This window comes from Rhodococcus sp. 14-1411-2a (assembly GCF_002259485.1).
GTDB lineage: Bacteria > Actinomycetota > Actinomycetes > Mycobacteriales > Mycobacteriaceae > Rhodococcoides.
Genome location: NZ_NPGA01000018.1, coordinates 196,119 through 223,082, shown reverse-complemented (window position 1 = coordinate 223,082; position 26,964 = coordinate 196,119). Strand labels below are relative to the sequence as shown.

Genomic DNA, 26,964 nt, shown 5'->3' with positions numbered 1-26,964 from the left:
TGGAGTTCCCTTCTCTAGCGGTGAACATGCAAATCGGACTGTACCGATATGTCCGGTGGTGCGAACTCCGCTGTTTGAATGGATTCGAAGGAGTGCATGGGACGGACGAATACCAACCACGGTGAAGAACCCCCGGAGTTACAGGTCCCTCACACAGCATGCAAGTACCAGAAATGGTCTACCCCTAACGTCGTAACCGACATCGACGACAGGGAGCCCCGGACAGTGTTGATCAACCGTTGTGCAGCAGCACTGGCGGTGACCTCGGCCGTTCTCCACCTGAAGATGGGGATCGGCAGCGCACTCGGTGTTGTGGTCGCCGCCATGGCGGTGGTGTGCCTGCTGTGTGCTGCCGATCTGTGGCGGTCGACGAGCAATCGTCCATGGGTGATCATGGCGACGTCGAGCGCCGTGATGCTGCTTGCGCATGCCTCCGGTCCGGCGGGTCATCATCAGGCCCTCGTCACCGACAGCGTCAGCGACGTCTCGGCGGCCTCGATTCTTGCTGCGACCGAACTCGCGCTCGCCGCCGTCGTCGTTTTCCTTCGCACGCGCCGCATTCCGCCGGAACTTCTCCACTACCCATTGCAGGAGCCACGATGACCGATACCTTTGCGCCCGTTGTAGTTCACCCCCTCGAACCGCTGACCCCGCAGGAGATTTCGAGGACGTCGGCGATCGTGACTCGCGAGCAGAGTCTGACCTCTGCTGCGCGCTTCGTCTACATCGAGCTGCTGGAGCCGACCAAAGCCGATCTGCAGCAATCGGATACGGACCGTCGAGCATTCGTCGTCCTGCGTGATCGTGACGCCCATGCCACCTTCGAGGCAGTGGTCTCGCTCACCCATGATGCCCTGATCAGTTACACCGAGATCGCCGATGCCCAGCCACCCATCACGCTGGAGGAATTCCTTCGCTGCGAGGACGTCATCAAGGCCGATCCACGGTGGCAGGAGGCGATGGTCAAGCGCGGCGTTACCGACTTCTCGTTGGCGATGGTGGACAAGTGGGCCAGCGGCCACACCATGGAGGGTGACAACCCCGGTGGTCGACGCCTCGCCCGCCCGCTGACGTTCGTACGAAGCGAAGCGCAGGAGAACGGATATGCGCGGCCCGTCGAGAACCTTGTCGTCACAGTCGATATGGACACGATGGAGGTGGTCGACGTCGCAGACACCGGAGTGGTACCCATCCCACAGACTCCCGGCAACTACCTACCCGGATTCTACGAACGCCCCGGGAATGTCCCGGAGTTCCCCCACCAACGCGCACCGATGAAGAAGATCGACATCACCCAACTCGACGGTCCGTCGTTCACTGTGGACGGCCACTACGTCGAGTGGGCGAATTGGCGCTTGCGCGTCGGCTTCACACCTCGTGAGGGGTTGGTGCTGCATGACGTCGGTTACGTCGATCGCGGAACTCTGCGGCCGATCATCCATCGGGCGTCGCTATCGGAAATGTACGTGCCCTACGGCGATCCCGGTGACAGCCAGTGGAACAAGAACGTGTTCGACGAGGGCGAGTACGGTTTGGGCGTTCTCGCCAATTCGCTCCAGCTGGGCTGTGATTGCCTCGGTGAAATTCACTACTTCGACGCGTACGTCAACGATCAGGACGGTCAGCCGATCGAACTTCCGAATGCGATCTGCATGCACGAGGAGGACTTCAGCATCGGTTGGAAACATACCGACTTCCGCGACAACGTTGGCCAGGTCCGACGCAACCGTCGGCTAGTGGTGTCGTTCTTCGCCACCGTGGGCAACTACGACTACGGCTTCTACTGGCATCTGTATCTCGACGGGTCCATCGAGTTCGAGATCAAGCTGACCGGCATCATTTCCACCGGCGCGATCGAGCCGGGCACGATCCCCGAGTTCGGCACCCTCGTCGCTCCCGGGCTCTACGGACCGCATCATCAACACTTCTTCAGCGTTCGCCTGGACATGAACGTGGACGGGCTACGCAACAATCTCTACGAACTCGAATCCGAGGCAGTTCCCGTCGGGCCGGACAATCCGCACGGCAACGCGTGGCGTCAGACCAAGCGCCATCTCGTCACCGAATCGCAGGCGCAGCGAGTCGCCGATCCACTCCGGGCTCGTTCGTGGTTGATTGCCAACGCGGACAAAAGGAACAAGCTCGGCGGGCATATCGGGTACAAGATCGAGCCGTCCGGTGCGGTCGCTCTGCCTCTGGCACAGCCCGGTTCGCAGCAGGCTCGCCGAGGCGGGTTCGCCGCCGAGCACCTGTGGGCGACGCCGTACGCAGAGCGGGAACGCTATGCAGCCGGTGAGTACGTGGCCCAGAATCCTGGCTTCGACGGCCTGGTGGCATACACCGCGCAGGATCGCTCACTCGAAGACGCAGACCTGGTCATCTGGCCCACGATCGCCGCGCACCACGTGGTGCGCCCCGAGGATTGGCCGGTCATGCCGGTCAGCCATGTGAGTCTGCACCTCAAGCCCACGGGATTCTTCGACGGCAATCCGATGCTGGATCTGGCGCCGGAGACGCCGACCCTCGCTGGGCATTGCTGCACCGAGTAGCCAGCCGCGTCCAGGCCCGGGGACCACGGTCTCCGGGCCTGCTCTTTACGTAGACGTCTCGGTGACCGACGCACTCACCAGCGACGAGGTGCGCACACTCAATCGCGTTCGGTCGGCTCGGAACAGGTCCACCGAATACTCGACGGGTCGTTCGGACTGGTCGTATCCGATGCGTTCGAGCTTCAGGATGGGCGTTCCCTCGGGTTGCCGGAGCAACGAGCCCGCGGGCGCACTGATCGTCGCCAATTCGATGGATTCGTCTGCCATGCAGACCGACACGCCGAGCCTGGTACGCAACGCCTCGTACACCGAGTTCAACGGGGTCTCCAGAACTCGGCCACAGATGCTGTCGCTGAGGTACATCTGCTCCAGCGACAGCGTGTCCCCGTCCGCGAAGCGCAGCCGCAGCAGCGATACCACCGGTCCGTCTCCCAGCACCTGCGCCGCCTCCGGGCTCGGCTCGGCGATCCGCGCCGAGATGACCTTGGTCCCGTCGCGAAATCCCTGTTCGTGCAGCATCTGCGGGACGCCCTTGACGGTGTTGAGGCTCCGCAGAAGTCGCCGGCTCTGACAGAGGGACTGCGCACTTTCCGGTGACGACGAACCCGGTGTCACCGAGGTCAGGAACGCACCGCCGGCTCGCCCCTTCGTCCGTCGGATGACGCCGTCGCGTTCGAGAAGATCCAGCGCTTTGCGCAGCGTCGTCCGTGACGTGCCGAGTCGCTCGGCCAGTTCGCGTTCGGGAGGCAACCGAGCGACGGACCGCGATTCGAGCTCGGCAGCCAACCGAAGAAGCGCCGCGTGCGTCTGCTCCATCAACAGCACCGAATCACCTCGATTCACTCGTCACGACTGCAGAAGCCCATTCAATCTTCAATCAGGCCCGAGCAACACCCCTCGACCTGGGCATTAACGCACGATTAACACGGCGGGTGTCCTATGACCCGCAACCAGGTCACGCGTTACACGACGTTCACGTATCGACGAGAAAACCAGAAATGGTCTACGCCCATCGTTGCACCTACCCGAGAACGCAACATCTACCGAAGGGTGCAACACCGTGGAGGATTCCAGGTCGGCACGCGCCGCTCTCGGCGTGGAGCTCGCCCGCTCGGCGGGCGAGATCGCTCGTCGCTGGTTCGACACCTCAGCCCTCACCGTCGAACAGAAACAGGACGGTTCCCCTGTTACACAAGCGGATCGCGACATCGAGACGCACATCAGAGCCGGCGTCGCCGAGCACTTCCCCGCCGACGGCTTTCTCGGGGAGGAGTTCGGTGAAACCAGTGGCACGTCCGACTACCGATGGATCGTCGACCCGATCGACGGTACCAAGTCGTTCGTGCACGGAGTTCCGTTGTACGCCAACCTGATTGCGCTAGAAGAAGGCGAGCAGATCGTCTTCGGCGTCATCAACCTACCCAGCGCAGACATCCTCATGCACGCCGAGCGCGGCAAGGGGTGCTGGAAAAACGGTGAGCAGGTACATGTTTCGACCAGAACCGATCTGGACGGTGCCTATGTGATGGCAACCTGGCTCGAGGACTGGCACCCGGATACCATCGTCGACCTCCACGCCACGGGTGCCGTGCTGAGGACGTGGGGCGACGCCTACGGCTACATGATGGTCGCGAGCGGCCAGGCCGACGCGGTGGTCGACTACACGACGCAGATCTACGATCTCGCCCCCATGCCGGTGATCATCGAGGAAGCCGGCGGCACGTTCACCTCGCTCGACGGAGCGCGAGACTTCGACAAAGGCAACGGGATTGCGACCAACGGCGCAATTCACGACTCGGTTCTCAAAATAGTCAACCAAGGATGACGCACATGAAAGAGTACATTCGCGGCCTGAGCCGAAAGAGCATCATGACGTTCTTCGGCGGTATCTACGCTCTCGCTCTGCTCTTCGCACTGTTCCCCCCGCTGTACATGTGGGGCAGTGGCATTCGCTACGAGATTCTCGGCATTCCGTTCGCCATCATGTACTGGCTGATCAACGGAGTCGTTCTAGGACTCACTCTCTGGGGTCTCTACATCGTCGAGGACATCCGCGGCGAACTCGACGAGGATCTCCTCCCCGCTACCGCACCGCTGACTGGAGAATGACATGTTGATCATGCTGGGAATGCTCGGCGTCTTCTACGCCGTCGTCATCTTCATCCTCTACACCACCCAACAGAAGACCTCCCCCACGTTCGACGAGTACTCGGTGGGCGGTCGCAGCTACGGCCCCTGGTACGTCGCGATGAGCTACGTCAACTCGTGGTGGCCGGGCTCGGTGTTCATCGCGTTCTTCGGACTTGCCAGCGGCGCAGGCGTATTCGGCCTGTACGGCCTCGCTTACTCCAGCCTCGGTGTCGCCATGATGTACTTCATGGCCACCCGCGCTTGGCGATGGGGAGCGAAGTACAACCTCCGTTCACAGCCCGATCTGCTGGGCCTGCGCTTCAACTCGCGCGGCACCAAGATCGTCGCCAGCGTCATCGGTATCGTCTCGCTCTTCCCCTGGGTGGTCCTCGGCATGCAGGCACTCGGCGAGGTCTTCCAGATCGCCAGTGCCGGAGCGTGGTCGGTCACCACGTGCCTGTTCGTCGGCCTGGCGGTCATCGTCATCCGCCAGTACTGGACCGTCAAGATGGGCATGCGCGGCCTCATCATGACCGACATGTTCCAAGGTCTGGTCGCCTACGTCTTCTCTGCGGCACTGTGTCTGATTCTGCTGTCCGGTGTCGCCGGCGGTCCGATCAGCTTCTCGACCCTCGGAGACGTCGCCGACGAGTACCTGCGCGTTCCCGGCGACGGCGACTCCTACGGCCCGTTCTACCTCTTCGCGCTCATCTTCACCGGTGTCGTCGGATCGTTGTGTTGGCCGACGAGCTTCCAGCGCATCTACACCGCATCCAGTGTCCGCGCAGTCAAGTCCGGCACCATCCGCACCGTGCTGATCTCCGGCGTCTTCTACTCCCTGCTCATGCTCGTCGGCATCGCCGGCACGGTCATTCCCGCCGTCGCCGACTCGCCGCAGACCGGCTGGTTCACCATTGCCGAAAGCTACGGCGGGACCTGGCTTCTGGGGCTCGCCGCCACCATGGTGTTCGCCGCGTCCATGGGCCACATCGACGGCAGCGTGCAGGTCTGCGGACTGCAGATCGCCAACGACATCGTCAACTCCGACAAGCGCAAGCTCACCGACAGCCAGCTCACCAAGGTGGCCAAGACGAGCATGCTCGCGTTCATGGCAGCGGCGGCCATCGTCGCCTACGCCACCTTCAACATGACACGCCTGCAACTCCTCGCGCAGATCTCGTACCAAGGCGTTGTGCAGCTTGCCATTCCACTGTTCCTGGGCATCTTCTGGCGAGGCGGCAACGGTAAGGGCGCAGTCGCCGGAATGATCTCCGGCTTCACCGTCGCACTGGTGCTCACCGCCATCTTCCCGGACGACATCGTCGGGCTCGGCAGCCTCACAGGTGGCGTCGTCGGCATGGCCGTCAACCTGGCCGTGTTCCTCATCGTCTCCAAGGCCACCGGAACCACGGCCGAGGAGAAGGCCCGCGTCGACGAGATGTTCGAGGTCGGCAAGCGTCCTACCCGCACGGCACCGGTCGACCTGTCCTTCGAGGACCAGATCGAAGAACTGGCCACCAACCCCGCACCGGAAAAGATCTGACCGTGACATTTCTCGACGACTTCACCGCTATGTCGCAGTTCGGTGCCACCGCCGCCGGTGGTGTGCACCGCGAGGCAGCAACCGCGGACGACGGTCGAACCAGGCGGTTCCTCGCCGACTGGTTCGACCGGCACGGCTTCACCACCACTGTCGACGCGGTGGGAAACATGTACGGCACCGTGGAATTTGCGCCAGGCGCACCGTACGTCCTCGTCGGTTCGCATCTCGACAGTCAGCCGACCGCCGGGAAGTACGACGGGGCCTACGGGGTCCTCGCCGCAGCCCACGCTGCGTACGAGGTCGCCGAGTGCGTCGAACGTGGCTCGGTCGCACCACAATTCAACCTTGCGGTGGTGAACTGGTTCAACGAGGAAGGCTCCCGCTTCTCGCCCAGCTTGATGGGAAGCGGGGTCTTCATCGGCAAGTTCGAGGCCGACGACATCCTGAAGGTCACCGACCGTAGTGGTGTCAGCGTGCGGGATGCTTTGTCCGATATCGGTTTCCACGGCAATGATTCCGCTCCCGAGGCCGCCTCCTACGCCGAGATCCACATCGAACAGGGTCCCATCCTCGAGAGCACAGGCACGACGATCGGCATCGTCACCGCCAACTGGGCCGCGCGGAAGTACTCGATCACCGTGCACGGCGAGCAGTCGCACACCGGCGCAACTCATATGGCCCTGCGTCACGACGCGTTGGTCGGCGCATCCCGCATCGTGCTCGCTGCCCGCGATCTCACGACCCAGTTTCCGGAACAGGCGCTGCTGGCCTCGGTCGGCGAGTTCGACGTCGAACCCAACTCCCCCATCGTCGTGCCGTCGAAGGTCACCATGGCCATCGACATCCGGTCCTCCGATCCCGAGATTCTCGAGCAGGCCCACGAGAAGATGCTTGCAGCAATCGATTCCGTGAACGCCGACGGGGAGGTGCGGGTCAGTATCGACACCTCGGCGCTGCGTCCGTCCACGAGCTACCAGATCGAGGGCGTCGAACTCGCCGAGGAAGCCGCCGAGGCCCTCGGATTGTCGTGTCGACGGATGCTCACCATGGCCGGCCACGACTCGGTGAATCTCAAGGACGTCGTTCCGACGGTGATGCTGTTCGTCCCCAGCGTCGACGGCATATCGCACAGCGAGAAGGAGCTCACCCACGACACCGACCTACTCGACGGCGTGAAGATGCTCGCCGAGACGGTCGCGCGCATGGTGCGCGGCGATATCGGGGTCGGCCTGCCCGTCGAACTCGCCGACACGAAAGGCACTCGATGAATCCCCTCTTGACGAAGACGATCGCCGAGATTCGCGAGGCGTTCGGCACCGGTGAGACCACACCCCTGCACCTGCTCGATGCCACGCTGGAGCATCTGGCGGCCATAGACCCCGTGATCAATGCGATGGCGTACGTCGATGAATCGGGTGCACGTGCGGCAGCTCAGGCCGCGACCGATCGACTCGTATCCGGTCGTGCCCGGGGCGACCTGGACGGCATTCCGGTGACGATCAAGGACAGCATCCATGCGATCGGGATGCCGTGGCGGCACGGCGTCGCCGCGAATGCGGACCTGCCGATGTCGACCGTCGACGCACCACCGGCTGCGCGACTGAAGGAAGCCGGTGCAGTCATCGTCGGGAAGACGACCATGCCCGACATGGGGATGATGGCAGCCGGCGTCAGCTCGCTGTACGGAGTCACCCGCAATCCCTGGGACCTCTCGCGCAACACCGGCGGGTCCAGTGCAGGTGCAGGTGCGTCGTTGGCGTCGGGCATCGGTTTCGGTTCTGTCGGTTCCGATATCGCCGGGTCGGTGCGGTTGCCTGCAGGACACTGCGGGCTCGTCGCATTGAAGCCGACGCAGGGCCGCATTCCGCATACTGCTCCGTCGACCATGCGATCGGCCGGTCCGATGGCGCGCACCGTCGACGATCTCATCGACCTCTACGGTGTCATCTCGAGGCCCGATCCACGGGACACGTGGAGCCTGCCCCACGAGGACACCACCGACATACGCGGGGGCCTGGCTCCTGCCGGACTCCGCATCGGCGTCATGCTGGACATGGGCTACGGTCCCACCGTTTCCGACGACGTACAGGCCGTGGTGCGTTCTGCAGCAATGCAACTGAGTGCATCGGGTGCCGTGGTCACCGAGATGCCGCCGATCTTCGGCGCCGATCCGTACCCGGCGTTGGATCGCCTGTTCCAGGTTCGTGCGCGTACGGAGTGGGAGGCCATTCCCGAGGATCGTCGATCGGACGTCTTGCCCGCGGTGGCGGACTGGGCCTCGGCGGCGGCAGGGTATTCGGCGGCTCGGTTCTCGCGCGACACCGATGCGGTGATGCGCTCGCAGGAGACGATTCGGGCGCAGACGGCCGAGTTCGACTTCGTCATCTCTCCGGTCATTCCGACGGTGGGGTTCGGGGCCGAAGAGGTTGGCCTCGACCCGGCACAACCATTGGGCCACTGCAGTTTCACCGCGTGGTTCAACCAGACCGCCCAGCCTGCCTCGGCACTCTGCTTCGGCTTCAGCGCACACATGCCCGTCGGGATCCAGGTCGTAGGACCGCGGTTCGCAGATCAGGCGGTGCTCCGGCTGACGAAATGGCTCGAGGGTACACGTGAGTTCGAGATGAATTGGCCGACGGCTGTGGCCGCTGACACGATCGGAGCACTGGGATGACCGTGCGAGAGACATTGAGCGAGTTGGGTATCTGGGCCTCGGGCGAATTGACGTTGGACCCCAGTACCACCATGGCGAGCCCCAGTTGGTGGGGCGCGGACTCCGAGCGCTATTCGGCGCGGGCCGAGGTTGCGGACTCGGGGGCAGGGTCGGCCGCATACGTGAAGGTGATGGAACCGCATGCCCGCGACTACATCGATATCGCAGCAACATTCTCCGCTGCCACCGCGGCCGGTGACGCGGGCATCGGCCCCGCTGTCTTCTTCTCCGACGCAGCGTCCGGTGTGCTGGTGATGGAGGATTTCACCGGACTCTGTTCGACCGCAACGCTCGATCTGTTCGACGAGGATGCGAACATCGAAAAGCTCGTGGTATTGCGGACCTCCGTTCACCGGCTCAGCGGAATCACCAGACGTGCGTCGGTGTTCGAGGACCTGGCGCATGTGCGAGCCCTGGTCGAGCGGGTCGGCGGCGCATTACCGGCCGACTTCGACTGGATGCTGCGCACTCTCGGACCAGCCGAAGCGCGGATCGAGAGCGCCGGCGTCGACGCGGTGCCATGCCACGGCGACGGCAATGTCTCCAACGTCCTGGTGCTCGACGACGGCAGCATGCGGCTCGTCGACTGGGACGTTGCGGCGCTGATGGATCCGCTGCAGGACATCGGTGCGTTGCTCGCCGAGATCCGCCCGTTCGACACCGACGCATGTGAGGTGTTCGAGATGATGTGGGGGTCGTTCGACAGTGCGTTGTTCGATCGCGCCCGCATCTACGGCATCGCCGACTGCCTGCGGTGGGCCCTCATCGGCTCGTATGCGGACGCGATGAGGCCGGGGACGCACGAATACTCGAAGTTCTCCGATTGGCAGTTCCTGAGGGCGCGCGCTGGACTTCGCGACCCCCATTTCGACGACCGAGTACGGAACATCTGAGGTGGCCATGAACGAGATCGCACTGGGATCTGCCCGCACCGAACCCGAGCGGCAGGTGGAGAAAGCCCTGGCTGCCGTTGCGGAGTGGGAGGGACTGAACATCACCTATACCCCGGTACCCGGAGGGTTGATGAACAGCAATTGGCGCATCACCGTCGAGGGAAAACCGAAGCGCTACTTCATGAAACTTCCCGGTGCCGGAACGGATTCGTTCATCGATCGGTCGCTGGCCAACGAAGCTGCCCGTCGCGCAGGTGCTTTGGATATCGGACCCGAGGTGGTGCTGTTCGACCCGGTGACCGGCGTGGAGGTGATCGAGTTCCTCGAAGGCTATCGGGCGTGTACCAACGGGGACCTCAAGCGCCCCGAGATTCCCCTGGGCATGATCGATCTGTATCGCGTACTACATTCGGGAAGCAAGCTCAGCATCACGAAGACGATTTTCGACATGATCGACGAACACCTCGATCAGGTAGCCGAACTCGGCGTGCGATTGCCGCGCGACGCCGAGGTGATTCTCGCGGAGTACGGGCAGGCGAAGAACGCGATGATGGCGTCCGGCTTGGATCTGGTTGCGTGTCACAACGACCCGATGCCGGGCAACATCCTCATCGGAGACGGCCTGCCGATGAAATTGGTGGACTACGAGTTCGCGTCGAACAACGACCGCGCCTACGAGCTGGCCGTCATGATCACCGAGATGTTTTACGGCGAGCAACAGACCATGGAGCTGATCGAAGAGTTCTACGGCAAAGCCGAGTGGTCGATGATCTCTCGCGTACAGGTGTGCAGCGCACTCGCCGACGTCAAATGGGGGCTGTGGGGCTGCATGAACCACAAGCTCAGCACCGCATGGGATTTCGACTACCACAAGTACGGAACCTGGAAGCTTGCCCGAGCGCGGATGAAAATGGCGGATCCACGTTGGGCATTCTGGCTGCAGGGGTTGTGAGGTGACCACACTCGATCGCGTCGGGGCCCTGAGCGTCAACGGTTTCGATGCATCCTCGGCCGTGGGGCTCAGCACCCGCACGCTCGATCTGGTCGAGCGCCGAAGGCGGGTACTCGGGCCTGCCTATCACCTGATGTACGAGACTCCGCTCGAGTTGGTACGAGGCGAGGGTGTGTATGTCTTCGACCCCGATGGCACGCGATACCTCGACATGTACAACAACGTTGCCAGCGTGGGGCATTGCCATCCTCGGGTGGTCGAGGCCGTCACCCGGCAGATGTCGTTGATCAACACGCACACCCGGTATCTGCACGAGGCGGTGATCGGCTACGCCGAGGATCTGGTCGGCACCTTCCCCGACCGGTTGGACACCGCGATGTTCACGTGCACCGGTTCCGAGGCCAACGACCTCGCTCTCCGGATCGCACGGCACGCGGCCGGCCGCCAGGGCATCATCGTCACCGAAAGTGCCTATCACGGTGGGACTGTGGATGTGGCTGCTTGTTCGCCGTCGATGGGTCCGGCGTCCGTTCGCGACGCTCCGTGGTTGCGGACAGTTCCGGCACCGGATGCGTACCGGGTCGAGGGCGATCTGGGAACGTGGTTCGCCCAGCAGGTGCAGGCGCAGATCGACGACCTGGCCTCGTCCGGGATCGGTATCGCGGCTTTGCTAATCGACTCCATCTTCGCCTCCGACGGGATCTTGCCGGAGCCCACACCCTTCCTGAAGCCCGCGGCAGATGTCGTTAATGCTGCGGGTGGGATGTTGATCGCCGACGAGGTGCAGCCGGGATTCGGCCGGCTGGGCGCATCGATGTGGGGCTTCGAGCGGCACGGGTTGCTGCCCGACATCGTCACGATGGGCAAACCGATGGGCAACGGCATGCCCATCGCCGGACTGGTGATGCAGAGCTCGTTGGCGGAACAGTTCGGACGAGACCTGCGCTATTTCAACACCTTCGGTGGCAATCCGGTGACCATCGCTGCGGCGCAAGCGGTGCTGGACGTGATCCGAGACGAGGACTTGGTGGCCAATTCGGCCGCGATGGGTGAGCGCATGCTTGCAGGCCTGAGCACGGTCGCCGATCGCGTCGATTCCATCGGGGACGTCCGGGGTGCGGGATTGTTCGTCGGAGTCGAATTCATCGGCACTGCAGGTCGACCGGATCCGGCCGAGGCACTACGCGTGGTCAACGCGATGAAGAAACGCGGGGTCTTGATCTCGGCCACCGGCCTGTACGGAAACACCCTGAAGATCAGACCACCGTTGACCATCGAGACGGCGGACGTCGACTACTTCCTCGAACAGTTCGCAACAGTCGTGGCCTGACGGGTGGAGCTACCTTCACCGGGCTGCTCGGTGCGCTGGACGGCGCGTGACGGGGACTCGTCGGACCTCGTTGCTTGCGAGACCCAGCAGAGCGTTGTGGCAGATTGCTACACTGGCGGTACTGCTGCGGCGATAGGAAATCATCATGGGCACCACCTCGTCTCTACGTATCGACGACGACCTCTACGATGCGGCAAAAGCGGCCGGATCTGCTGCAAGCCGAAGTGCCGCCCAACAGATTGCCCACTGGGCGCTGATCGGCCGAGAGATGGAGCTTTCACATACAGTCTCCGCACGCGACATTGCCGACGTTCTCGCAGGTAAGGCGCGCTATGACGACCTGACGCCGCACAGGCAGGCCGTCGTTCGCGCGGAGTGGACAGAACAGATCGAATCGGCGACGGAGTCGCTCGACTTCGAGAGTGAATTCACTGCAGAAGGTCGCTCGTACGTCGAGTCCGACGAGCACGGCAACGTCGAGTGGAGCAACCATCGATAGAGCACGCTCCCGAGACAGCCCATCGTGACAACACCGATCTCGGACCCGGTACTTCATCTTCTCGCTGGGCCCAATGGTGCCGGCAAGAGCACCTTCAACGCGCGCGTACTGTCACCCGTCACGCATCTTCCGTTCATCAATGCCGACGAAATCGCACACGATCGATGGCCCGGCGACGAGGCTGCGCACGCTTACGATGCGTCGAAAGTTGCTGCCGAGCTGCGTGCGAAATTCCTCTCGGCACGATCGTCGTTCGTCACCGAGACCGTTTTCTCGCACGAGTCCAAGGTCGAACTGGTCCAGTCTGCCGTCAGTGCAGGCTATTTGGTGACGCTGCACGTCATCGCAATTCCCGTCGAAACGGCTGTGGCCCGAGTACAGAACCGTGTCGATCAAGGCGGTCATTCGGTCCCGGAGGCGAAAATTCGCGAACGGTACGACCGGTTGTGGCCTCTCCTTCGCTCTGCGGTCGAGATGGTGGATCGCGCTCAGGTGTACGACAATTCATCAGCGCGACGCCCATTCCGCACGATTGCTCGGTTCGATCGCGGTCACCTCGTAGGACAGGCCGAATGGCCCAGTTGGATGCCACCGGCCCTGCGTTCGTAACCGCCCTGTCCCGTTGATCGCATTCTGCACATCTCGCCTGAATAGGAACGATCGGGAGACGGTTGGCATATCAGCCTGCGGTCGACTGCACCGGACCCAACGAGGTCAGTGTCCTTTCGGCAACGCGTTCGAGCTGACGCCGCGTTGCGCCGTCTCGGGCACGCTGCGACATGCTTGACAGGATCCTGTTATTGGCTACTCGTCGACTTCGACGCCGTATCTGACGGCCAGTTCAGCCAATCCGTCGTCATAACCTTGGCCGATGGGTCGAAAGCGCCATCCACTCCCTCGCCGGTAGATCTCGGCCAACAGCATCGACTGTTCGGTCGTGGCTGCGTCGAGCACGGCTGTGGCGACCGTCGAATCGAGCCCATCGAGCGATACCGAGACCGCGCCGACATCACCGAACGTCTTGTCGCCGTCTATGGCTGCGGCGATGACGATGCGCGCGCATTCCTCGGGAACGAGTGCCAGATCGATCCGGACACCCTGCTCACTGTCACCGTCGATCGACATCGAGACGGCACCGTCCGAGGTGGCCGGAGCGTTGTAGAACACGAAATCCTCGTCACTGGAGACCAACTCGTCGTCGTTGACCAGGAAGGCGACGACGTCGACACCGACCTGATCGGACTCGTCGGCCCGCCACGAACTGTTCAAAGTCAGCATGGTGAAGCTTGGATCCAGATCGACAACACCACCACGTGGCACCAGCGGGGCGATTCGGGACCGCCGCGCCGGAAGCGGAGCAGGCACCTCGATTTTGAGCTCACGGTCAATCGCCGCCGGTGTCAGCAACGTGAGATCCCGTTCTTTCACTTTCGGCATCCGGGGATCTCCATCGCCGCCGTCCAGAACCAGGATGTCGGTCACGCCAGCGCTGAGATTCACAGCCGGTGTCGCACCGAGTTGAATCAGGCGGGAACGCATCAGCACAGAATCGGCATGCGAACCACCCATGACCAAGACCCTTCTCGTCTGCCAGGGCTTGGCGACTGGATCGGGCTGCTGCACGGGTGGCTTCGGCTGGACCTGCGGCCGAGTGACTTTGGGCGTTCCTGGTTGCACATCCCGTAGCAGGTCGAGCAGTTCGGACTCCGAGATTATCCGAAGTCCATGAGCCCGAGCTCGCTCGACCTTTCTGCTTTCGGTCGTGGGATCCGAGCACACCACCACACTGGTGAATCGGCTGACGGAGTTCATCACGTCCAAGCCAGCTTCGGTGACCTGAGCGGCCAGACGCAACCGCGGAATGCGCGTGTCGCCGCTGATCACGACTCGCATGCCTTGAATCAGACCGCCGTCCCCAGCAAGAGGACCGGGGTTCTCCCACGTGCAATGCGTTCGAGGCACGGTGTCCGGATACAGCGTCAGGCGCTCGGTGCACGTGACGACGGGAAGGGGAAGTTCGAGCGACCTGGCCAGCCGAGCACTGTGAGTGAAAACCTGCGCCAGCACGCGGGCATCGTCGTAGGCGTCGTGCGCATTGGACTGCAGCACTTTCCAGTGCGCGGCCAAGGTGGATAGCTTGTGGTTGGGAGTGTCGAGTTGTAGTCGCCTCGACAATGCCACGGTGCACAACCGTTGCTTCGTCGGCATGTCGATGCCCGCACGCATCGATTCGAGCTTCAGGAAGCCGTGGTCGAAACTTGCGTCGTGCGCGACCAAGGTTCGACCGTCGAGCAGATCCATGAGCTGCGGGGCGATCATGTCGAACGTCGGTGCACCGGCAAGCCGTTCGGGCGTCAGTTTGTGGATGTGCACCGGGCCGGGATCGCAGCCGGGGTTGACCAGTGTCGACAGTTCGCGTCCGACGCGTCCGTCCTCGTCGACCGTCATAGCGGCCACGCTGAGCACCCGATCACGGGATGCCTTCAGACCCGAGGTCTCGACATCGACGACGACCCACTCGTCGCGTCCGGTCTTGACTGCATTCCCCACGGAGGTTCCACTTTCGACGCCAACGGACAGTGGTGGTCACTATGCCTCACGGGTCACCGGCAATACGGCGAATGCCGAACACGGGTCGATCTATTCGCACTGTGGACCAGTGATGTAGCCCTGCTCGCAGCCGTACTGAGTTTGGATATCCCCGCTGGTCGGTTCTTCTCCGCACAACACTCCGCACCGCTCGTAGCCATTCACGACGCCATCGCCGTTTCGATCCTCGGATTCGTTGTACGGATACCCTGCATCGGGTACCGGCGCTGTCGCCACGCATCTCGGGTCGTTCACCACGTACGACCCATCGGTGAAGACCGCGGTGCCGCCGTAATCGCAATATCTCAGTTCAGGCGGTGCCGGCGGGACATATGTATCGCACTCGGCTTCGTACCCTGTCGTGCCGTCCGAGTACAGGGCGGTGCCTGACTGATACAGATCCAAGTCACCGCACTCGTAGGTGATGGGTTGGGGCTGAGGAACAGGCGGCGGCTCAGGTGCCGCCGTCACGTCCACGTTGGAGGTGGGCGACGCCGACACCGTAACGCTCGAACTGCTCGTCACAGGAACAGCTTCGCTCAGTGTCTCGTTGGGGCTGCTCGAGCAGCCGACGCAGACCAGCGCCACTGCGGTGATTGCAATGAAGGTTCTCGTGGACATGCCAACTCCGAGCTGGTCGAGACTGCATGGACCCGTCCCCGGTACAGGCAATGTCGATTCAGTATCGCAATGAACTGACCACCGACACGGGCGATTCGACATTCGGATATGCCGTTATGCCTTCGTTCACAGGCATAACAGGGCTCAGTCCTATAAAAGAGGGGCGTATTGTCGCCTATGCATGTAGTCGCAAGCATAAGGAGCGAATATGGCCCATCCGCGACGACGAAGTCGGAGATATCCGAGTGAGGTGGCGGCCGCCTTCGTCGCACGTCGGCTTCAGTTACGCCTCACTCAAGCAGAGTTGGCATTGCTCGCCGACGTGGGTCGGTCGACGATCCAAGCTCTCGAAGGCGGCAAAGACTCGATCCAACTCGATGGTGCGATCGCCATCGCGAATGCGCTGGGCTGTGACCTTACTTTGCGGACTCGATCCGGAACGCCTGTGCCACCTCTGGATTCGCGTTGACCAAGCCTCAATGCCCGACCGGCCAGGCGGACTGCAACCCCGCGTGGCCGTAGAGCCAGCCATGGAACCCGAATCGGTTCTCGGTAAAGGGTTCCGATCGTCTCGTACGCAACGATTTCAGGGTCTTGCGTACCGGAACTCGCTTGTGGCCCCGGATAGTTCGGTCATGCGCGCTGTTCACCCACGCCCGTCAGTCTCTCTGCTGCTGCATCGGTTCCGAGTTCGACTCGAACCTTCGGGTTGTCGATGTAGAAGCGAATCCACTGTTCCAGCGCCACCGGGTGGACATCGAAGCGTCTGCAGTCGAGTTCGATGTACTTACCTTTCGGCATAATTTCGATTCTCCAGAGCAAGGTTGTGAAGCACCGGTTCATCTTCGCCATTTCGTCGACCCTCACCAGAACCAACGGGTACGACTCCACGACCACAGCGGTGTCTCTTACGTCCACCCACGGTACCTGGATGTCGAATGCCCAGCCGCGGTGGCGAATACCGTCGTCCGAGAGCTCGAGGTAGCCGTTGCGAATACTGCGCAACAGGATTGGAATAAGGAGCGAGGCCATGGACAATCCCATCGCCGCAAGCACCCATCCCACCCCACCCGAGGTGAAACCCATCGCGATCACGCAGATCGACAGAGAGCTGAGTATCACGACGAGCAAACTCAAGCCCAGGGGGTTGTAGCGCACAGTCGAGCCCTGCACCCATCGACGGACGTCAGAGCCTGTCGTGATCGACGACACGTTGGTCCACGCGAAAGCCGCTGCGCTGAAGCAAAACACACCAAATCCGAGAGTCGACAGAGCAGAGGCGATCATTCCCTCCACGACACTCACCACGCACAAGTACAGAGCAATCAGCGCCGCAACCCCGAAGATCACGCTTCGAGCGATCATCGACCCCGGCGATGCCACCCAGCGCCGCACTTCACTGGCCCGCACATCAGAAAATCGCATCCCACGCCCCTGTCGCCAGTTTGCCGATTGCCGACCCCTTGCCGGCAACTGCACAGCACCATCACCAATGGCGTTGCAGACGCGGCCCCACAGCATCAGACGCAGCAGGGGTCGCGCCGGTTCCGTAGTCTCGGGCTGTTCTCTGGTCCGGTAGCAGTCGCCAGATAGTTGTTTCAGTCCCACACCGTGAGCCCGCCGCCCGCCACACTGACTGCTTTGAAGCCCTCGGGCGCTGCAACGGTCCACCCTTCGAAATCAGGGTTTGAGGGAACTACCAGGCTTGCACGGTCGGCGAACTCCATTAGCAAGCCGCCATCATCGGATGCATACGCGTACGCGACCAGTCTGCCGATAAGACGCTGGACAGTGCTGTCTTCGGGTAGCAGCGTGTGCGGCACACCGCGAAACCTCTTAACCCCGGGCTCAGTGACTCGAAAATTCGACTCGATGCGAATTTCGCAATTACGATCTGTATGCAACGCGAGGGAGAACCCGAACTCCAAAGACACAATCGTGTGCCGTACGAGAGGAAGCTCCACGCGTGTCCACCCTCCCGGAATCGGCCGACAGTCTTAGCCGCTCCTGACTGTCAGACGCAGCAGCGATCTCCGCGGTTCCACTGACAAGCCGACCCCGTCGAGGGCCTAAAGGACGGCTTCAGCGAGAGAGCGCCTGCAAGGTCGCCTCTCCCGCGCGATAACCCGCCTCGAACAGCCATGGCCATTCGGAGAAGTCCTCGGGATCGACCACCACCGTCTCGACACCGCCGTTCCCACGCCGCTTGGGCATGTTCTCGGGATGGGACGGGAACCGATCCTTCAGGTACGCGGGTTCGAGACTCTGCCGAAAGATCAGCCACGTCCGAGGCGTAAATCCCACTGCTTCAGCACGTTTCGCGAGTTCGATCCAAGCTTCGGCGTTGGCGTACCCACCTTGGAGTACCAGCCTCCGGGCCTCGAGCATCGGAAACACGCCGTACCAGATCGGCGGGTAACTCAGGAGCGTCTGGCACCAGGCACGACGGCGTTCGGGCGGAATGGGTTCCCACTTCGCCTGTGCTGCTTCGAGTTCGCCACTACCGGACATTGTTCACCTCATCCTGGAGGTGCAACCCTCCATCGACTTGCGCGCCTGCGATTGTGGGACGCGCCGGTTCTTCCCCTGGGGCACCCTGTCGATGGAGACGGGGTTGCCGGACAGCCGGCCAGGTACCTACGGCTGTCACTCTTGAACCTCTCCCGACAATAGCCGAGAGGTACGACACGCACCATCGGCCGAAAGCGGCAGCCACTGCACGCACCCCGTGCACCGAGGTCGCGCACTGGATTGTCATGACCGCTCCGGTGCAGGTCTCAGGCCGAGCTTCCGGAGGACGTCGAGGGCTGCGGTATCAAGCTCGTCGTATTCATCGTTGCCGTCGATCGCGACCAGCATAAACGTGTCCAGAGGACGACCTGCGGTTCGGCTCGTTCCGTCGTCGGGCCCACATTTTTCCTATGCTGTGTTCGTGCCCTCCGACCGAACAGACAGCAACCTCGCTCGCGTGATTCCACTGTTCGGTCGCCGGGGATCCCGTACCACCGACACGGAATTCGTCGACGACATCGAGCCGGCAGTCGAGTCCCCGGCCGAAGGACTGACGCCCCACGATATCGAGCTCACACCACCGACCGCCGAAGACGAGTTCGCAGCGCTGTCCGCATCGAAGCCGATAGCGCAGCTTCGTTCGCTCCTCGACTGGCTCGGTCCGTCACGACCGATCACCGGCACGGGTGTTCCCCGGCCCGGGTCGGTCAGCGAGCTGGCGGAGGCCGTCGGGGTGGATCTGGACGCGCGTGCGCGGAATTCACGATCCATGCGCGACATCCGCAACTTGATGACATTGTGGGATGCGGCAACGGCGGCCGGATTGATCGAGTTGACATCCACCACGGCGATACGTGGTCCCTGGGCCGACGAGTTCGCCCACTCACTTCCCGGCTCGCTGTCCGCTCACCGGACGGCTCTCTCGCACGTCATCCGCCGGTACTTCCTCAGCGAGGACCCGCGGCGCCAGTCGCAAGCCCCCGATGTCGTTGCCGGACAGATAGTTCTCGCCGCGATGACGAGCATTCCACGGACGCAGCTCCCGGAAGTCTGGTCGGCCCACTCCGGAGATCTGTACGAACACATCATTGCGTTGATGCTCCGCGGCCTACTGGACCAATTCATCGCCGACGGGTGGCTGGTCTGCGACGGGACATACGAGGTGCCGGCACCGTTGCGCCCGACCGTCCTGGACGCCATGAAGTCACTTCGATACTACGAAACGGGTGACCTCAACCGATGATCATCACCGGATTGTTCTTCGCCGAGTACGCGCGAGCCTCCAACGACATGCTCGACATCCTCGGCGGCGTCTGGGATACCTGCACGGTTCCTCGCGACACCCGCATGCTCGAATGCCGGCTGGTCGCACTGTTGCAGACGGGACCCGATGACATCGGTAAGGACTTTCCCGCGACTCTCGAAGTGCTCGACGCGAACGGCGAACACATCGTGAATCAGCGGGGGCTGCAAATTCCCGGTGCCGGCTTCACCGGCGAGAACCGATTCTGGTTCCTGCCGATGCAGATGGTGTTCCGCGACGAAGGACGGCACAACTTCATCCTCAGCGCCGGCGGGGCCACAGCGAGCGTCGGGCTTCGCATTGCCTTCGGCTGAGGCCTCGCTCAGTACGACGGCGGTTGGCGATTCGGCACCGCCGACGGGTTCAGTTCGTCATTGGAAAGATGCACCGACAGCCGACGTGACCAAGGCCGATACCGCCGGCGATCGGACTCCGGCCGGCCACGCGATAACCGTCGTAATCATCGGCGCATCGGCCACAGGAACGGCCACGTGGTCGGGCCACTGCCACGCGCGACTCGACGCTGGGATCACCAGCAGCGCCTGACCCAGCGCGACCAGTTGGGCAATCTGCGATTGAGCGCGCACCTCAGGCCCGGGCCCCTCCGAATAGGTCCCGTCGAGCTGCGGCCATCGGGCCATCGGTAGGTCCGGCACATCGCGGATATCATCCATGGCCACTTCACTTTTGGAGGCCAAGGGGTGATCACGCGGAACGATCGCGACCTGCCCCTCGGTGAGGAGGTCCTCGAAGTCGAACCCGACCAGGTCATCGACAGGGCGATGCATCAACGCCACGTCGGCGTCACCGCGGCGGAGATATTCGGCCTGCTCACCGACTTCACACAACACGATGTCCACCTTCGCGGGGTGCGCGTCGAGCACGCGTCGTAAAAGCTCGTGCGACGCACCGGCTTTGGTCACCAATTTGATGACGTTCCCAGCGCTTCGCGCTCGCTGCACTGCCGCAGCGATGGCGTCGAGCGCCGTTATGGCATCCCTCAGGAGCACGGTACCGGCAGCAGTGAGAGCGACTCCGCGACGATTCCTATCCAGGAGGGTGACGCCGAGTCGGCGCTCCATCCTGCTGATCGCCCGCGAGAGTGGTGGCTGGGCGATCCCCAAGCGCTGCGCGGCGCGTCCGAAGTGCAGTTCCTCGGCCACGGCAACGAAATACCGGAGTTCGCGCGTTTCGAGATCATCCACGCCGACAGCCTAGTTGTGATACCCGTTGAGTATCACTGGTTGGTCGATCGGTATTGGACGCACCTGCGCCAGACGCCGACCATGGACTGCATGACAACGAAGACCGCGCTGGTCACCGGCGCCAACAAAGGGATCGGCTTTGCCATCGCGCACGGACTCGGACTGCAGGGAATCAGAGTGGGAGTCGGGGCCCGCAACGATGGACGACGACAGGACGCGGTCGACAAGCTTCGTGCTGCGGGCATCGACGCGTTCGGAGTCCCCCTCGATGTCACGTCGGATCACAGCGTTGCCGCTGCGGCCGACTCGATCCATGACCTCGACATACTGGTGAACAATGCAGGCATTTCCGGCGGCGAACAGCAGAATCCGACGACGCTCGATATCGACGTACTGCGGACTACCCTCGATACCAACGTATTCGGGGTCATCAGAGTGACGAACGCACTACTCCCGGCGCTTCTTCGGTCTGCCTCGCCACGCATTGTCAATGTCTCGAGCAACATGGGCTCGCTCGCGCTACAGACCGGCCCGATCATGGCGGCATATGCTCCTTCCAAGACCATGGTGAACGCGATGACCGTGCAGTACGCACGGCAGCTCGCGGACACTGCGGTGATCGTGAATGCATGCTGCCCGGGCTATGTGGCAACGGATTTCACCGGATTTGCATCCACACGCACGCCGGAGGAGGGTGCGCGCATCGCTCTGAAGCTCGCCACCCTGCCCGACGATGGCCCGCGAGGCGGATTCTTCGACGACGCCGGATCCGTGGCCTGGTGAACACGGCCGATTGTCCGAGGCCAGGCATCGAGTGGCCGACTCGGCGCTGCCGGACTCGGCTGACGTCAGGTGCTGATCGACTCCCGCGCGGCACGTTCCACCGTTCGTCGAGCGGTTCGGGCCACCGCCTCGTCGATCAGGAATCCCTTGCTGTCGACCGCCACACCGGACTCGGCACGCTCCAAGTCGGCCAACAGTTCCTCAGCCTCGCGGACCTCCGTCTCCGACGGCACGAATACCGTTCGGACAGGCGCGAGTTGAGCCGGATGAATACACGCGCGGCCGACAAAACCGAGACCGGCCAGAGTGCGCGTATCAGCCTCGAACGCATCGGCATCTCGGAAGTTTCGCGACACCGCTGCAGGCGGTGGATCGATACCCGCCGCCACGCTTGCTGCGACCACCTGAGCGCGCACGAACGACAGCGACTCCGCAGAACCGTCGACGCCCAGATCGGCGGCGAGATCCACCTCACCGATCTGGAGAAACTTGACCCGAGGCGCACGGGCGATCTCGAGAGCGGCGAACACTCCGGCGGCCGTCTCGATGAGGGGCGACACCACCGCGCTACTGCCACTCAGTAGAGCATCGGCCAGCTCCACCTCGCGAGCAGACGACACCTTCGGCAACCAGATACCCGTCAAGTTCGGGTGCATTACCGCGCGAATGTCATTCTCCTGCAACGCCCCTGGATTGACCCGTACCCAGATCTGCACGTCACCCGGTTCGCAGGCCGCAACCCACGCAGCCACCGTCGCACGCGCGTGGTCCTTGTTCGCCGCGGTGACGGCGTCCTCCAGATCCAGCACCACTGCGTCGGTGCCCGATGCCAGTGCCTTGTCGAAGCGCTCCGGCACGTCCCCGGGAACGTAGAGGTACGTCAGAGCCGACCTCATCCGATGACCCCCGTACCCGCGACGAGGGACTTGGCGATGACGGTGCGCATGATGTCGTTGGTGCCCTCACCGATGGCCATCAGCGGGGCGTCACGGTAGAGGCGCTCGACGACGAATTCGGTGGAGTAGCCGTAGCCACCGTGAATGCGCATGGCTTCGAGGCTGGCGGTGATGGCGGCCTCGGAGGCGAAGTACTTCGCCATGCCTGCTTCCATGTCTACGCGCTTACCCGAATCTGCCTGCGATGCAGCCCAGTACGTCATCAAGCGCGCTGCCTGCAGCTGGGTCGCGATGTCGGCGATCTTGAGCTGAATGGCCTGGAACTCGGCGATGGGCTGACCGAATGCGGTGCGCTGCTTCGCGTATTCAAGTGCAGCGTCGTAGGCAGCCTGCGCAATGCCGACGCTGCGTCCGGCGATGTTGAGACGACCGATCTCGAGACCCGACAGCGCCTGCTGCAGACCACGGCCCTCGACACCACCGAGCAGCGCGTCGACGGGAACGCGCACATCGGTGAACGTGATCTCACACGACTCGGTGCCCTTGTAGCCGAGCTTGCCCATGTCGCGCTGGACCTCGAACCCGTCGGTCGTGGTGTCGATCAACAGCAGCGACATGCCCTTGTGTGCCGGCGTCGTCGTGCTGTCGGTCTTGACCAGTACCGGAAGCACATTCGCGTGTCGGGCGTTGGTGATCCATGTCTTCGCACCGTTGACGACGTAGTGGTCGCCGTCGCGCTTGGCGGTGGTCTTGATGCCCTGCAGGTCGGTTCCGGCACCGGGCTCGGTCAGGCCGACTCCCGTGCGCCATTCACCGGACGCAAGCTTGGGCAGCAGTGTCTTCTTCTGCTCCTCGGTACCGTGCTTGCCGATCATCCAGCACGAGAGGTTGTGGCTGCCGAGAATTCCGGCAACGCCCATCCATCCCCGGGCGAGTTCTTCGTAGACGAGGGTGAACGAGACCTTGTCGAGGTCGAGGCCGCCGTACTCTTCGGGCGTCGTGATCCCGAACAGGCCCATGGCCTTCATGTGTTCGACGATCTCGGTGGGGTATCGACCCGTCTTCTCCCACTCGTTGGCGACGGGGATGATTTCCTTGTCGACGAAGGTGCGCAACGCTTTCCGGAATGCCATCTGCTGTTCGTCGTACGTGAAATCCATGATGATGTCCTGTCGATTGGGGTGTCGTCGATCGAAGTGTCAGGGTGCCGGCGCGATGGCTGCGGCGAGATCGAGAATGGCGGTCAGGTCGGGTTCGTCGACCAATCCGAGGATGCGGTCGGCGAGTTCTCCTGCACGAGAGTCGTTGCTGCAGTTGGCGAGAAACTTCTCCAGCAGCCGGTCGTCGCTCAACGGGAACCCGGCAGATCCTTGGCTGCCGCCGACGGAGGCGTCGAGCACTCGTCCGTCGGTAAGGGTGAGAACTGCCCTGCCCGACGCGGCCGCCGCGGGAACCTCCGACGGGAGGTTCGTCACCCGCACCTTGCGGGCCGTGACAAGAACGTCCTCGCGTGCGATGGATTCGTCTGTGTAGGTCGAGACGGTGATCGCGCCGTCGTGCAGTAGCGCGGCGACGCTCCACGGCAGATCGAACTTGCCGTCGTACGTACTACGCGGTGAGGCGACCCCGGTGTTGGGTCCGCAGACGAACGGGCTCGAATCGGGGTGAACGAAGACCTCGATGTCGGCGACGTCGCTAACCTGAACCGCACTGTCGCCGAGCGCCTCCGAGACGGCGTCGAGCGTGACGTGCATAAGCTGGCAACTGGGATACGGCTTGATGCCGATTCGGGTGGCTTCCCACCGCGTGCCGAGTCCTTCTGTCAGTGCCGCGAAGTTCGTCGGCCGATCGGTCAGCGCAGCGTAGATGCCGCGTCGACCTTCCAGAACCGAGGACGGTCCAGTAGCACCGGCAGCGGCGAGCCGGGCGGCCAGCACACCGTTCATGCTGGCTGATCCGGGATGCAGTGCCTTGGTGTCGGCGTCGGTATCGAGAAACTCGAGCAATCCCGAACTCGACGACCCGGCGATACCCAGAGCGTTGACCAGCGTCTCGGTGTCGAACTTCGAGAGATGTCCGGCGACGAGTGCGGCTGTCAACGGTCCCACCGCTGCCGTGGCATGCACGCCCCGAGCGTGGAATCCGTGGGGACTGACTTCACCGAGACGACAGGCAGTTTCGAGGCCCAGAGTCGCGGCGGTCAACACATCCGCCCCGGAGGCCGACACCTGCTGCCCGACGGCGAATGCAGCGGGCAACGACACCGCCGTCGCGTGCACCAGCGCACCGGCATGCGTGTCGTCGAAGTCCAGAGAGTGCAGCATCACCCCGGTCGCGAAGGCGGCGGCCGGCGCGGACAGGCCTCGGGTGCCGGTGAGCGGCCGCGCCTCGGGTGGTCCGCCAAGGGTGTCGGCCACTGTCCAGCCCGGTCGGCCGTAGCCGAGGCGCTGGGCCGCAACGGTGTTACCGACGCCATCGAGTAGGTGACGCGCGGCCGCGTGCCGGACGTTCTCGGACAGATCGGCGACGGTGACACTCGATGCCCACTCCGCCAGAACCGTCGAGGTCACGCCCGCACCTCATCCTTCGCCGTTCCGAACGCACCCTCGGCCTTGAGTTTTGCGACGCGTTCGTCGTCGTAGCCCAGTTGGTCACGCACGATGTCGTCGAAGTGCTCGTTGCGCTGCGGCGCTCGGCGGTACTGCTTGGCCTCGGAACCGAAGTTCACCGGGGACGCGACCTGACGCACCGTGTTGTACACCGGATGCTCGGTCTCGACAACAAGATTGCGGGCGATCGTGTGCGGTTCGGTCAAAGCGTGCTCGACGTCGTTGATCGGGCCGGTAGGCACCCCGGCCGGGCCGAGCTTCGAGAGCCAATGTTCGACGGTATTGGTGGCGAACACCTCTTCCAGGATCGGCAACAGTACGTCCTGGTGCTTGCCGCGCAGCGAGAAGTTGCTGAACCGTGGATCGGCACCGAGGTCCGGTCGGTCGATGGCGACGACGAGCCGGTCCCAGAACTTCTCCTTCGCGCAGCCGACGATGAGCCAGCCGTCCGTTGCCTCGAAGGCCTGGAACGGAACCAGGGAGGGGTGGGCCGAGTTCTTCGTGCGGATCGGTTCGAACCCGGCGTTGAGGTGCCACGTCGCGGGGTACGTGAGCAGAGACATCGCCGTGTCGTACAGCGAGACGTCGCAGTCACCGCCGATGCCGTCGCGTCGGGCGGCGTGCAATCCAGACAGCAGCGAAATAGCGGCGACGAAGCCACCGGAGTAATCGACCAGCGACAGACCGGATTTCGTCGGCGGGCCGTCCGGGTCGCCGGTGACGCTCATCCAGCCGGCGAGGCCTTGCAGAATGTAGTCGTAGCCAGGCTCTTTCGCACGAGGGCCGGTCATGCCGAAGCCGGTGAGGCTGCAGCACACGATCGCGGGATTGAGGTGCTTGAGCTGGTCGTAGGTGATGCCGATCTTCTCGGGCACGTCACCGCGGAGGTTGGAGTAGACGGCGTCGCTGGTGCGGACGAGGTCCTCGAACACCGCTCGACCGCTCGGGGTCGAAAGATCAAGGGAGAGAGACCGTTTGTTGCGGTTGAAGCTCTCGAAGAAGAGCGAGTCCTCGCCCTCGTTGTAGGGCGGGACGTAGCGTCCGACGTCGCCGCCGACACTGGGGTCCTCGATCTTGATGACATCCGCGCCGAGGTCGGCCAGATGCAGGCTGCCGAACGGGCCTGCGCCGTACTGCTCGAGGGAGATGATGCGGACGTCTTCGAGTGGCCTCATGCGTCGGAATCTTTCGTCGTGGGGAGTTCGAGCGGGCCGTTCTGTGCTTCAGGAAAGTAGTTCTGCCCGATGCCGCTGTCGCGGGTGGCGACCATGACCGAGCGCTTCCACGAAATGACCTCGACGCCATCCTGATTGAGGCCGCGGGTGATCATCGAGACGATGCCGGCGTATGGCCTGGACTCGGACTTGCGCAGCCCGGTGCAGATGCTTTCGGCGTACAGGGTGTCGCCTGCGTAGACCGGGTGGGACATCTTGATGTCGGTGAAGGCCAGGTTCGAGATTGCGTTCTGACTCATGTCGATCACCGAAAGTCCCAGTACCACAGAGACTGTGAAGCCGGAGTTGACGATGACGCGCCCCTCGGTGATGGGGTTCTGCGATGCCAGGTGCGCGTTGAAGTGATTTTGGTTGGTGTTGAGCGACAGCAGCGTGATCCACGTGTTGTCGGTCTCCGAGATCGTCCGCCCGAAGGGATGTTGGTAGACGTCCCCCACGGCGTAGTCGTCGAAGAAGCGCCCCAGAACGGCCGGATGGATTGCCACCGTGTCTCCTCGTGTCGGTTTGGCGAGTGCCTTACCTAGACCATAAACATCAGATGTTTACGGCGTCAAGGCTTCAGCGAAACCGATTTTCGAGGGGCTTCACGTAGAACGGCTCGTT

28 protein-coding genes and 1 riboswitch are annotated in these 26,964 nt (G+C 63.0%); of the genes, 16 read left to right on the top strand and 12 right to left on the bottom strand.

Annotated features, from left to right (window positions below; translation table 11 throughout):
• The first annotated feature begins 225 nt into the window (after positions 1-225).
• Both CH291_RS18355 and CH291_RS18350 read left to right on the top strand, forming a co-directional pair.
• Entirely contained in the window at positions 226-603 is a 378-nt protein-coding gene (locus CH291_RS18355) for a hypothetical protein (RefSeq protein ID WP_094688280.1), read from the top strand.
• Positions 600-2,549, top strand: a complete 1,950-nt coding sequence (locus CH291_RS18350; RefSeq protein ID WP_094688279.1) for a primary-amine oxidase — start codon at positions 600-602, stop codon at positions 2,547-2,549. The genes CH291_RS18355 and CH291_RS18350 overlap by 4 nt, the downstream gene beginning before the upstream one ends.
• Positions 2,550-2,594: 45 nt before the next feature.
• Here the strand turns inward: CH291_RS18350 and CH291_RS18345 are convergent, their stop codons facing one another.
• The gene (locus CH291_RS18345) at positions 2,595-3,392 is read right to left on the bottom strand and encodes a GntR family transcriptional regulator (RefSeq protein WP_094688278.1); all 798 of its coding nucleotides are present in this window, start codon (positions 3,390-3,392) and stop codon (positions 2,595-2,597) included.
• A 217-nt stretch (positions 3,393-3,609) separates the two neighbouring features.
• Here CH291_RS18345 and CH291_RS18340 point away from each other — a divergent pair, with 217 nt between their 5' ends.
• The 10 genes from CH291_RS18340 (at position 3,610) to CH291_RS18295 (ending at position 13,218) form a co-directional block, all read left to right on the top strand.
• Complete coding sequence (locus tag CH291_RS18340) at positions 3,610-4,374, top strand: inositol monophosphatase family protein (protein ID WP_179276600.1); 765 nt, start codon at positions 3,610-3,612, stop codon at positions 4,372-4,374.
• 5 nt (positions 4,375-4,379) lie between these two features.
• Entirely contained in the window at positions 4,380-4,658 is a 279-nt protein-coding gene (locus tag CH291_RS18335; protein ID WP_094640059.1) for a hypothetical protein, read from the top strand.
• A gap of 1 nt (position 4,659) precedes the next feature.
• The gene (locus tag CH291_RS18330) at positions 4,660-6,222 is read left to right on the top strand and encodes a sodium:solute symporter family protein (protein WP_094639970.1); all 1,563 of its coding nucleotides are present in this window, start codon (positions 4,660-4,662) and stop codon (positions 6,220-6,222) included.
• Positions 6,223-6,224: 2 nt separating this feature from the next.
• On the top strand, positions 6,225-7,490 hold the full coding sequence (locus CH291_RS18325; RefSeq protein WP_256980899.1) for a M20 family metallo-hydrolase: 1,266 nt from the start codon (positions 6,225-6,227) through the stop codon (positions 7,488-7,490).
• Complete coding sequence (locus CH291_RS18320) at positions 7,487-8,896, top strand: amidase (RefSeq protein ID WP_094688276.1); 1,410 nt, start codon at positions 7,487-7,489, stop codon at positions 8,894-8,896. The genes CH291_RS18325 and CH291_RS18320 overlap by 4 nt, the downstream gene beginning before the upstream one ends.
• Positions 8,893-9,828, top strand: a complete 936-nt coding sequence (locus tag CH291_RS18315; RefSeq protein ID WP_094688275.1) for a phosphotransferase family protein — start codon at positions 8,893-8,895, stop codon at positions 9,826-9,828. Before CH291_RS18320 ends, CH291_RS18315 begins: the two co-directional genes overlap by 4 nt.
• Positions 9,829-9,835: 7 nt before the next feature.
• A complete protein-coding gene (locus CH291_RS18310; RefSeq protein WP_094688340.1) occupies positions 9,836-10,780 on the top strand; it encodes a choline/ethanolamine kinase family protein in 945 nt (314 codons plus the stop codon).
• Between the two features lies 1 nt (position 10,781).
• Positions 10,782-12,110, top strand: coding sequence for an aspartate aminotransferase family protein (locus CH291_RS18305; protein WP_256980898.1), 1,329 nt, complete (start codon positions 10,782-10,784; stop codon positions 12,108-12,110).
• A gap of 145 nt (positions 12,111-12,255) precedes the next feature.
• The gene (locus CH291_RS18300; protein ID WP_094688274.1) at positions 12,256-12,609 is read left to right on the top strand and encodes a TA system antitoxin ParD family protein; all 354 of its coding nucleotides are present in this window, start codon (positions 12,256-12,258) and stop codon (positions 12,607-12,609) included.
• Between the two features lie 24 nt (positions 12,610-12,633).
• A complete protein-coding gene (locus CH291_RS18295) occupies positions 12,634-13,218 on the top strand; it encodes a zeta toxin family protein (RefSeq protein ID WP_256980897.1) in 585 nt (194 codons plus the stop codon).
• Between the two features lie 195 nt (positions 13,219-13,413).
• Here the strand turns inward: CH291_RS18295 and CH291_RS18290 are convergent, their stop codons facing one another.
• A complete protein-coding gene (locus CH291_RS18290) occupies positions 13,414-15,159 on the bottom strand; it encodes a TerD family protein (RefSeq protein WP_094688273.1) in 1,746 nt (581 codons plus the stop codon).
• Between the two features lie 90 nt (positions 15,160-15,249).
• Entirely contained in the window at positions 15,250-15,819 is a 570-nt protein-coding gene (locus CH291_RS18285; protein WP_256980896.1) for a hypothetical protein, read from the bottom strand.
• Positions 15,820-16,027: 208 nt separating this feature from the next.
• Here CH291_RS18285 and CH291_RS18280 point away from each other — a divergent pair, with 208 nt between their 5' ends.
• Positions 16,028-16,288, top strand: coding sequence for a helix-turn-helix domain-containing protein (locus CH291_RS18280; protein ID WP_082898556.1), 261 nt, complete (start codon positions 16,028-16,030; stop codon positions 16,286-16,288).
• A 164-nt stretch (positions 16,289-16,452) separates the two neighbouring features.
• On the opposite strand, the gene CH291_RS18275 is transcribed toward CH291_RS18280, so the two are convergent.
• The 3 genes from CH291_RS18275 to CH291_RS18265 all read right to left on the bottom strand — a co-directional run bounded on the left by CH291_RS18275 (position 16,453) and on the right by CH291_RS18265 (position 18,330).
• Entirely contained in the window at positions 16,453-17,427 is a 975-nt protein-coding gene (locus tag CH291_RS18275) for a hypothetical protein (RefSeq protein ID WP_143545948.1), read from the bottom strand.
• Positions 17,418-17,753 carry a DUF6188 family protein gene (locus CH291_RS27445; RefSeq protein ID WP_373455145.1) on the bottom strand — a complete coding sequence of 112 codons (336 nt, stop codon included), beginning with the start codon at positions 17,751-17,753 and terminating at the stop codon, positions 17,418-17,420. Before CH291_RS27445 ends, CH291_RS18275 begins: the two co-directional genes overlap by 10 nt.
• A 148-nt stretch (positions 17,754-17,901) precedes the next feature.
• The gene (locus tag CH291_RS18265) at positions 17,902-18,330 is read right to left on the bottom strand and encodes a mandelate racemase/muconate lactonizing protein (protein WP_094688270.1); all 429 of its coding nucleotides are present in this window, start codon (positions 18,328-18,330) and stop codon (positions 17,902-17,904) included.
• 28 nt (positions 18,331-18,358) lie between these two features.
• Positions 18,359-18,477, bottom strand: a riboswitch (SAM riboswitch).
• Between the two features lie 274 nt (positions 18,478-18,751).
• On the opposite strand from CH291_RS18265, the gene CH291_RS18260 reads away from it, so the two are divergent.
• Positions 18,752-19,573 carry a hypothetical protein gene (locus CH291_RS18260; protein WP_143545947.1) on the top strand — a complete coding sequence of 274 codons (822 nt, stop codon included), beginning with the start codon at positions 18,752-18,754 and terminating at the stop codon, positions 19,571-19,573.
• Positions 19,570-19,947, top strand: coding sequence for a DUF6941 family protein (locus CH291_RS18255; protein WP_068047104.1), 378 nt, complete (start codon positions 19,570-19,572; stop codon positions 19,945-19,947). The genes CH291_RS18260 and CH291_RS18255 overlap by 4 nt, the downstream gene beginning before the upstream one ends.
• 57 nt (positions 19,948-20,004) lie before the next feature.
• Here the strand turns inward: CH291_RS18255 and CH291_RS18250 are convergent, their stop codons facing one another.
• Positions 20,005-20,838 carry a LysR family transcriptional regulator gene (locus CH291_RS18250; RefSeq protein WP_094688268.1) on the bottom strand — a complete coding sequence of 278 codons (834 nt, stop codon included), beginning with the start codon at positions 20,836-20,838 and terminating at the stop codon, positions 20,005-20,007.
• A gap of 90 nt (positions 20,839-20,928) precedes the next feature.
• Between CH291_RS18250 and CH291_RS18245 the strand changes: the two genes are divergently transcribed.
• The gene (locus CH291_RS18245; protein ID WP_256980895.1) at positions 20,929-21,621 is read left to right on the top strand and encodes an SDR family oxidoreductase; all 693 of its coding nucleotides are present in this window, start codon (positions 20,929-20,931) and stop codon (positions 21,619-21,621) included.
• Positions 21,622-21,686: 65 nt separating this feature from the next.
• Here CH291_RS18245 and CH291_RS18240 read toward each other — a convergent pair whose 3' ends face one another.
• The 5 genes from CH291_RS18240 to CH291_RS18220 are packed head-to-tail and all read right to left on the bottom strand — an operon-like array spanning position 21,687 to position 26,846.
• The gene (locus tag CH291_RS18240; protein ID WP_094688266.1) at positions 21,687-22,517 is read right to left on the bottom strand and encodes an HpcH/HpaI aldolase/citrate lyase family protein; all 831 of its coding nucleotides are present in this window, start codon (positions 22,515-22,517) and stop codon (positions 21,687-21,689) included.
• Positions 22,514-23,677 carry an acyl-CoA dehydrogenase family protein gene (locus tag CH291_RS18235; protein ID WP_094688265.1) on the bottom strand — a complete coding sequence of 388 codons (1,164 nt, stop codon included), beginning with the start codon at positions 23,675-23,677 and terminating at the stop codon, positions 22,514-22,516. The genes CH291_RS18240 and CH291_RS18235 overlap by 4 nt, the downstream gene beginning before the upstream one ends.
• Before the next feature lie 39 nt (positions 23,678-23,716).
• Complete coding sequence (locus tag CH291_RS18230; protein WP_094688264.1) at positions 23,717-25,087, bottom strand: MmgE/PrpD family protein; 1,371 nt, start codon at positions 25,085-25,087, stop codon at positions 23,717-23,719.
• A complete protein-coding gene (locus tag CH291_RS18225) occupies positions 25,084-26,301 on the bottom strand; it encodes a CaiB/BaiF CoA transferase family protein (RefSeq protein ID WP_094634840.1) in 1,218 nt (405 codons plus the stop codon). The genes CH291_RS18230 and CH291_RS18225 overlap by 4 nt, the downstream gene beginning before the upstream one ends.
• Complete coding sequence (locus CH291_RS18220; RefSeq protein WP_094668919.1) at positions 26,298-26,846, bottom strand: MaoC family dehydratase; 549 nt, start codon at positions 26,844-26,846, stop codon at positions 26,298-26,300. Before CH291_RS18220 ends, CH291_RS18225 begins: the two co-directional genes overlap by 4 nt.
• Between the last annotated feature and the right edge of the window lie 118 nt (positions 26,847-26,964).

Coding starts and splice junctions, on each gene's coding strand:
- CH291_RS18350 (WP_094688279.1), top strand. CDS start 600: ATGACCGATACCTTTGCGCCCGTTGTAGTTCACCCCCTCGAACCGCTG.
- CH291_RS18335 (WP_094640059.1), top strand. CDS start 4,380: ATGAAAGAGTACATTCGCGGCCTGAGCCGAAAGAGCATCATGACGTTC.
- CH291_RS18330 (WP_094639970.1), top strand. CDS start 4,660: ATGTTGATCATGCTGGGAATGCTCGGCGTCTTCTACGCCGTCGTCATC.
- CH291_RS18320 (WP_094688276.1), top strand. CDS start 7,487: ATGAATCCCCTCTTGACGAAGACGATCGCCGAGATTCGCGAGGCGTTC.
- CH291_RS18315 (WP_094688275.1), top strand. CDS start 8,893: ATGACCGTGCGAGAGACATTGAGCGAGTTGGGTATCTGGGCCTCGGGC.
- CH291_RS18310 (WP_094688340.1), top strand. CDS start 9,836: ATGAACGAGATCGCACTGGGATCTGCCCGCACCGAACCCGAGCGGCAG.
- CH291_RS18300 (WP_094688274.1), top strand. CDS start 12,256: ATGGGCACCACCTCGTCTCTACGTATCGACGACGACCTCTACGATGCG.
- CH291_RS18285 (WP_256980896.1), bottom strand. CDS start 15,819: ATGTCCACGAGAACCTTCATTGCAATCACCGCAGTGGCGCTGGTCTGC.
- CH291_RS18280 (WP_082898556.1), top strand. CDS start 16,028: ATGGCCCATCCGCGACGACGAAGTCGGAGATATCCGAGTGAGGTGGCG.
- CH291_RS18265 (WP_094688270.1), bottom strand. CDS start 18,330: ATGTCCGGTAGTGGCGAACTCGAAGCAGCACAGGCGAAGTGGGAACCC.
- CH291_RS18255 (WP_068047104.1), top strand. CDS start 19,570: ATGATCATCACCGGATTGTTCTTCGCCGAGTACGCGCGAGCCTCCAAC.
- CH291_RS18245 (WP_256980895.1), top strand. CDS start 20,929: ATGACAACGAAGACCGCGCTGGTCACCGGCGCCAACAAAGGGATCGGC.
- CH291_RS18240 (WP_094688266.1), bottom strand. CDS start 22,517: ATGAGGTCGGCTCTGACGTACCTCTACGTTCCCGGGGACGTGCCGGAG.
- CH291_RS18235 (WP_094688265.1), bottom strand. CDS start 23,677: ATGGATTTCACGTACGACGAACAGCAGATGGCATTCCGGAAAGCGTTG.
- CH291_RS18225 (WP_094634840.1), bottom strand. CDS start 26,301: ATGAGGCCACTCGAAGACGTCCGCATCATCTCCCTCGAGCAGTACGGC.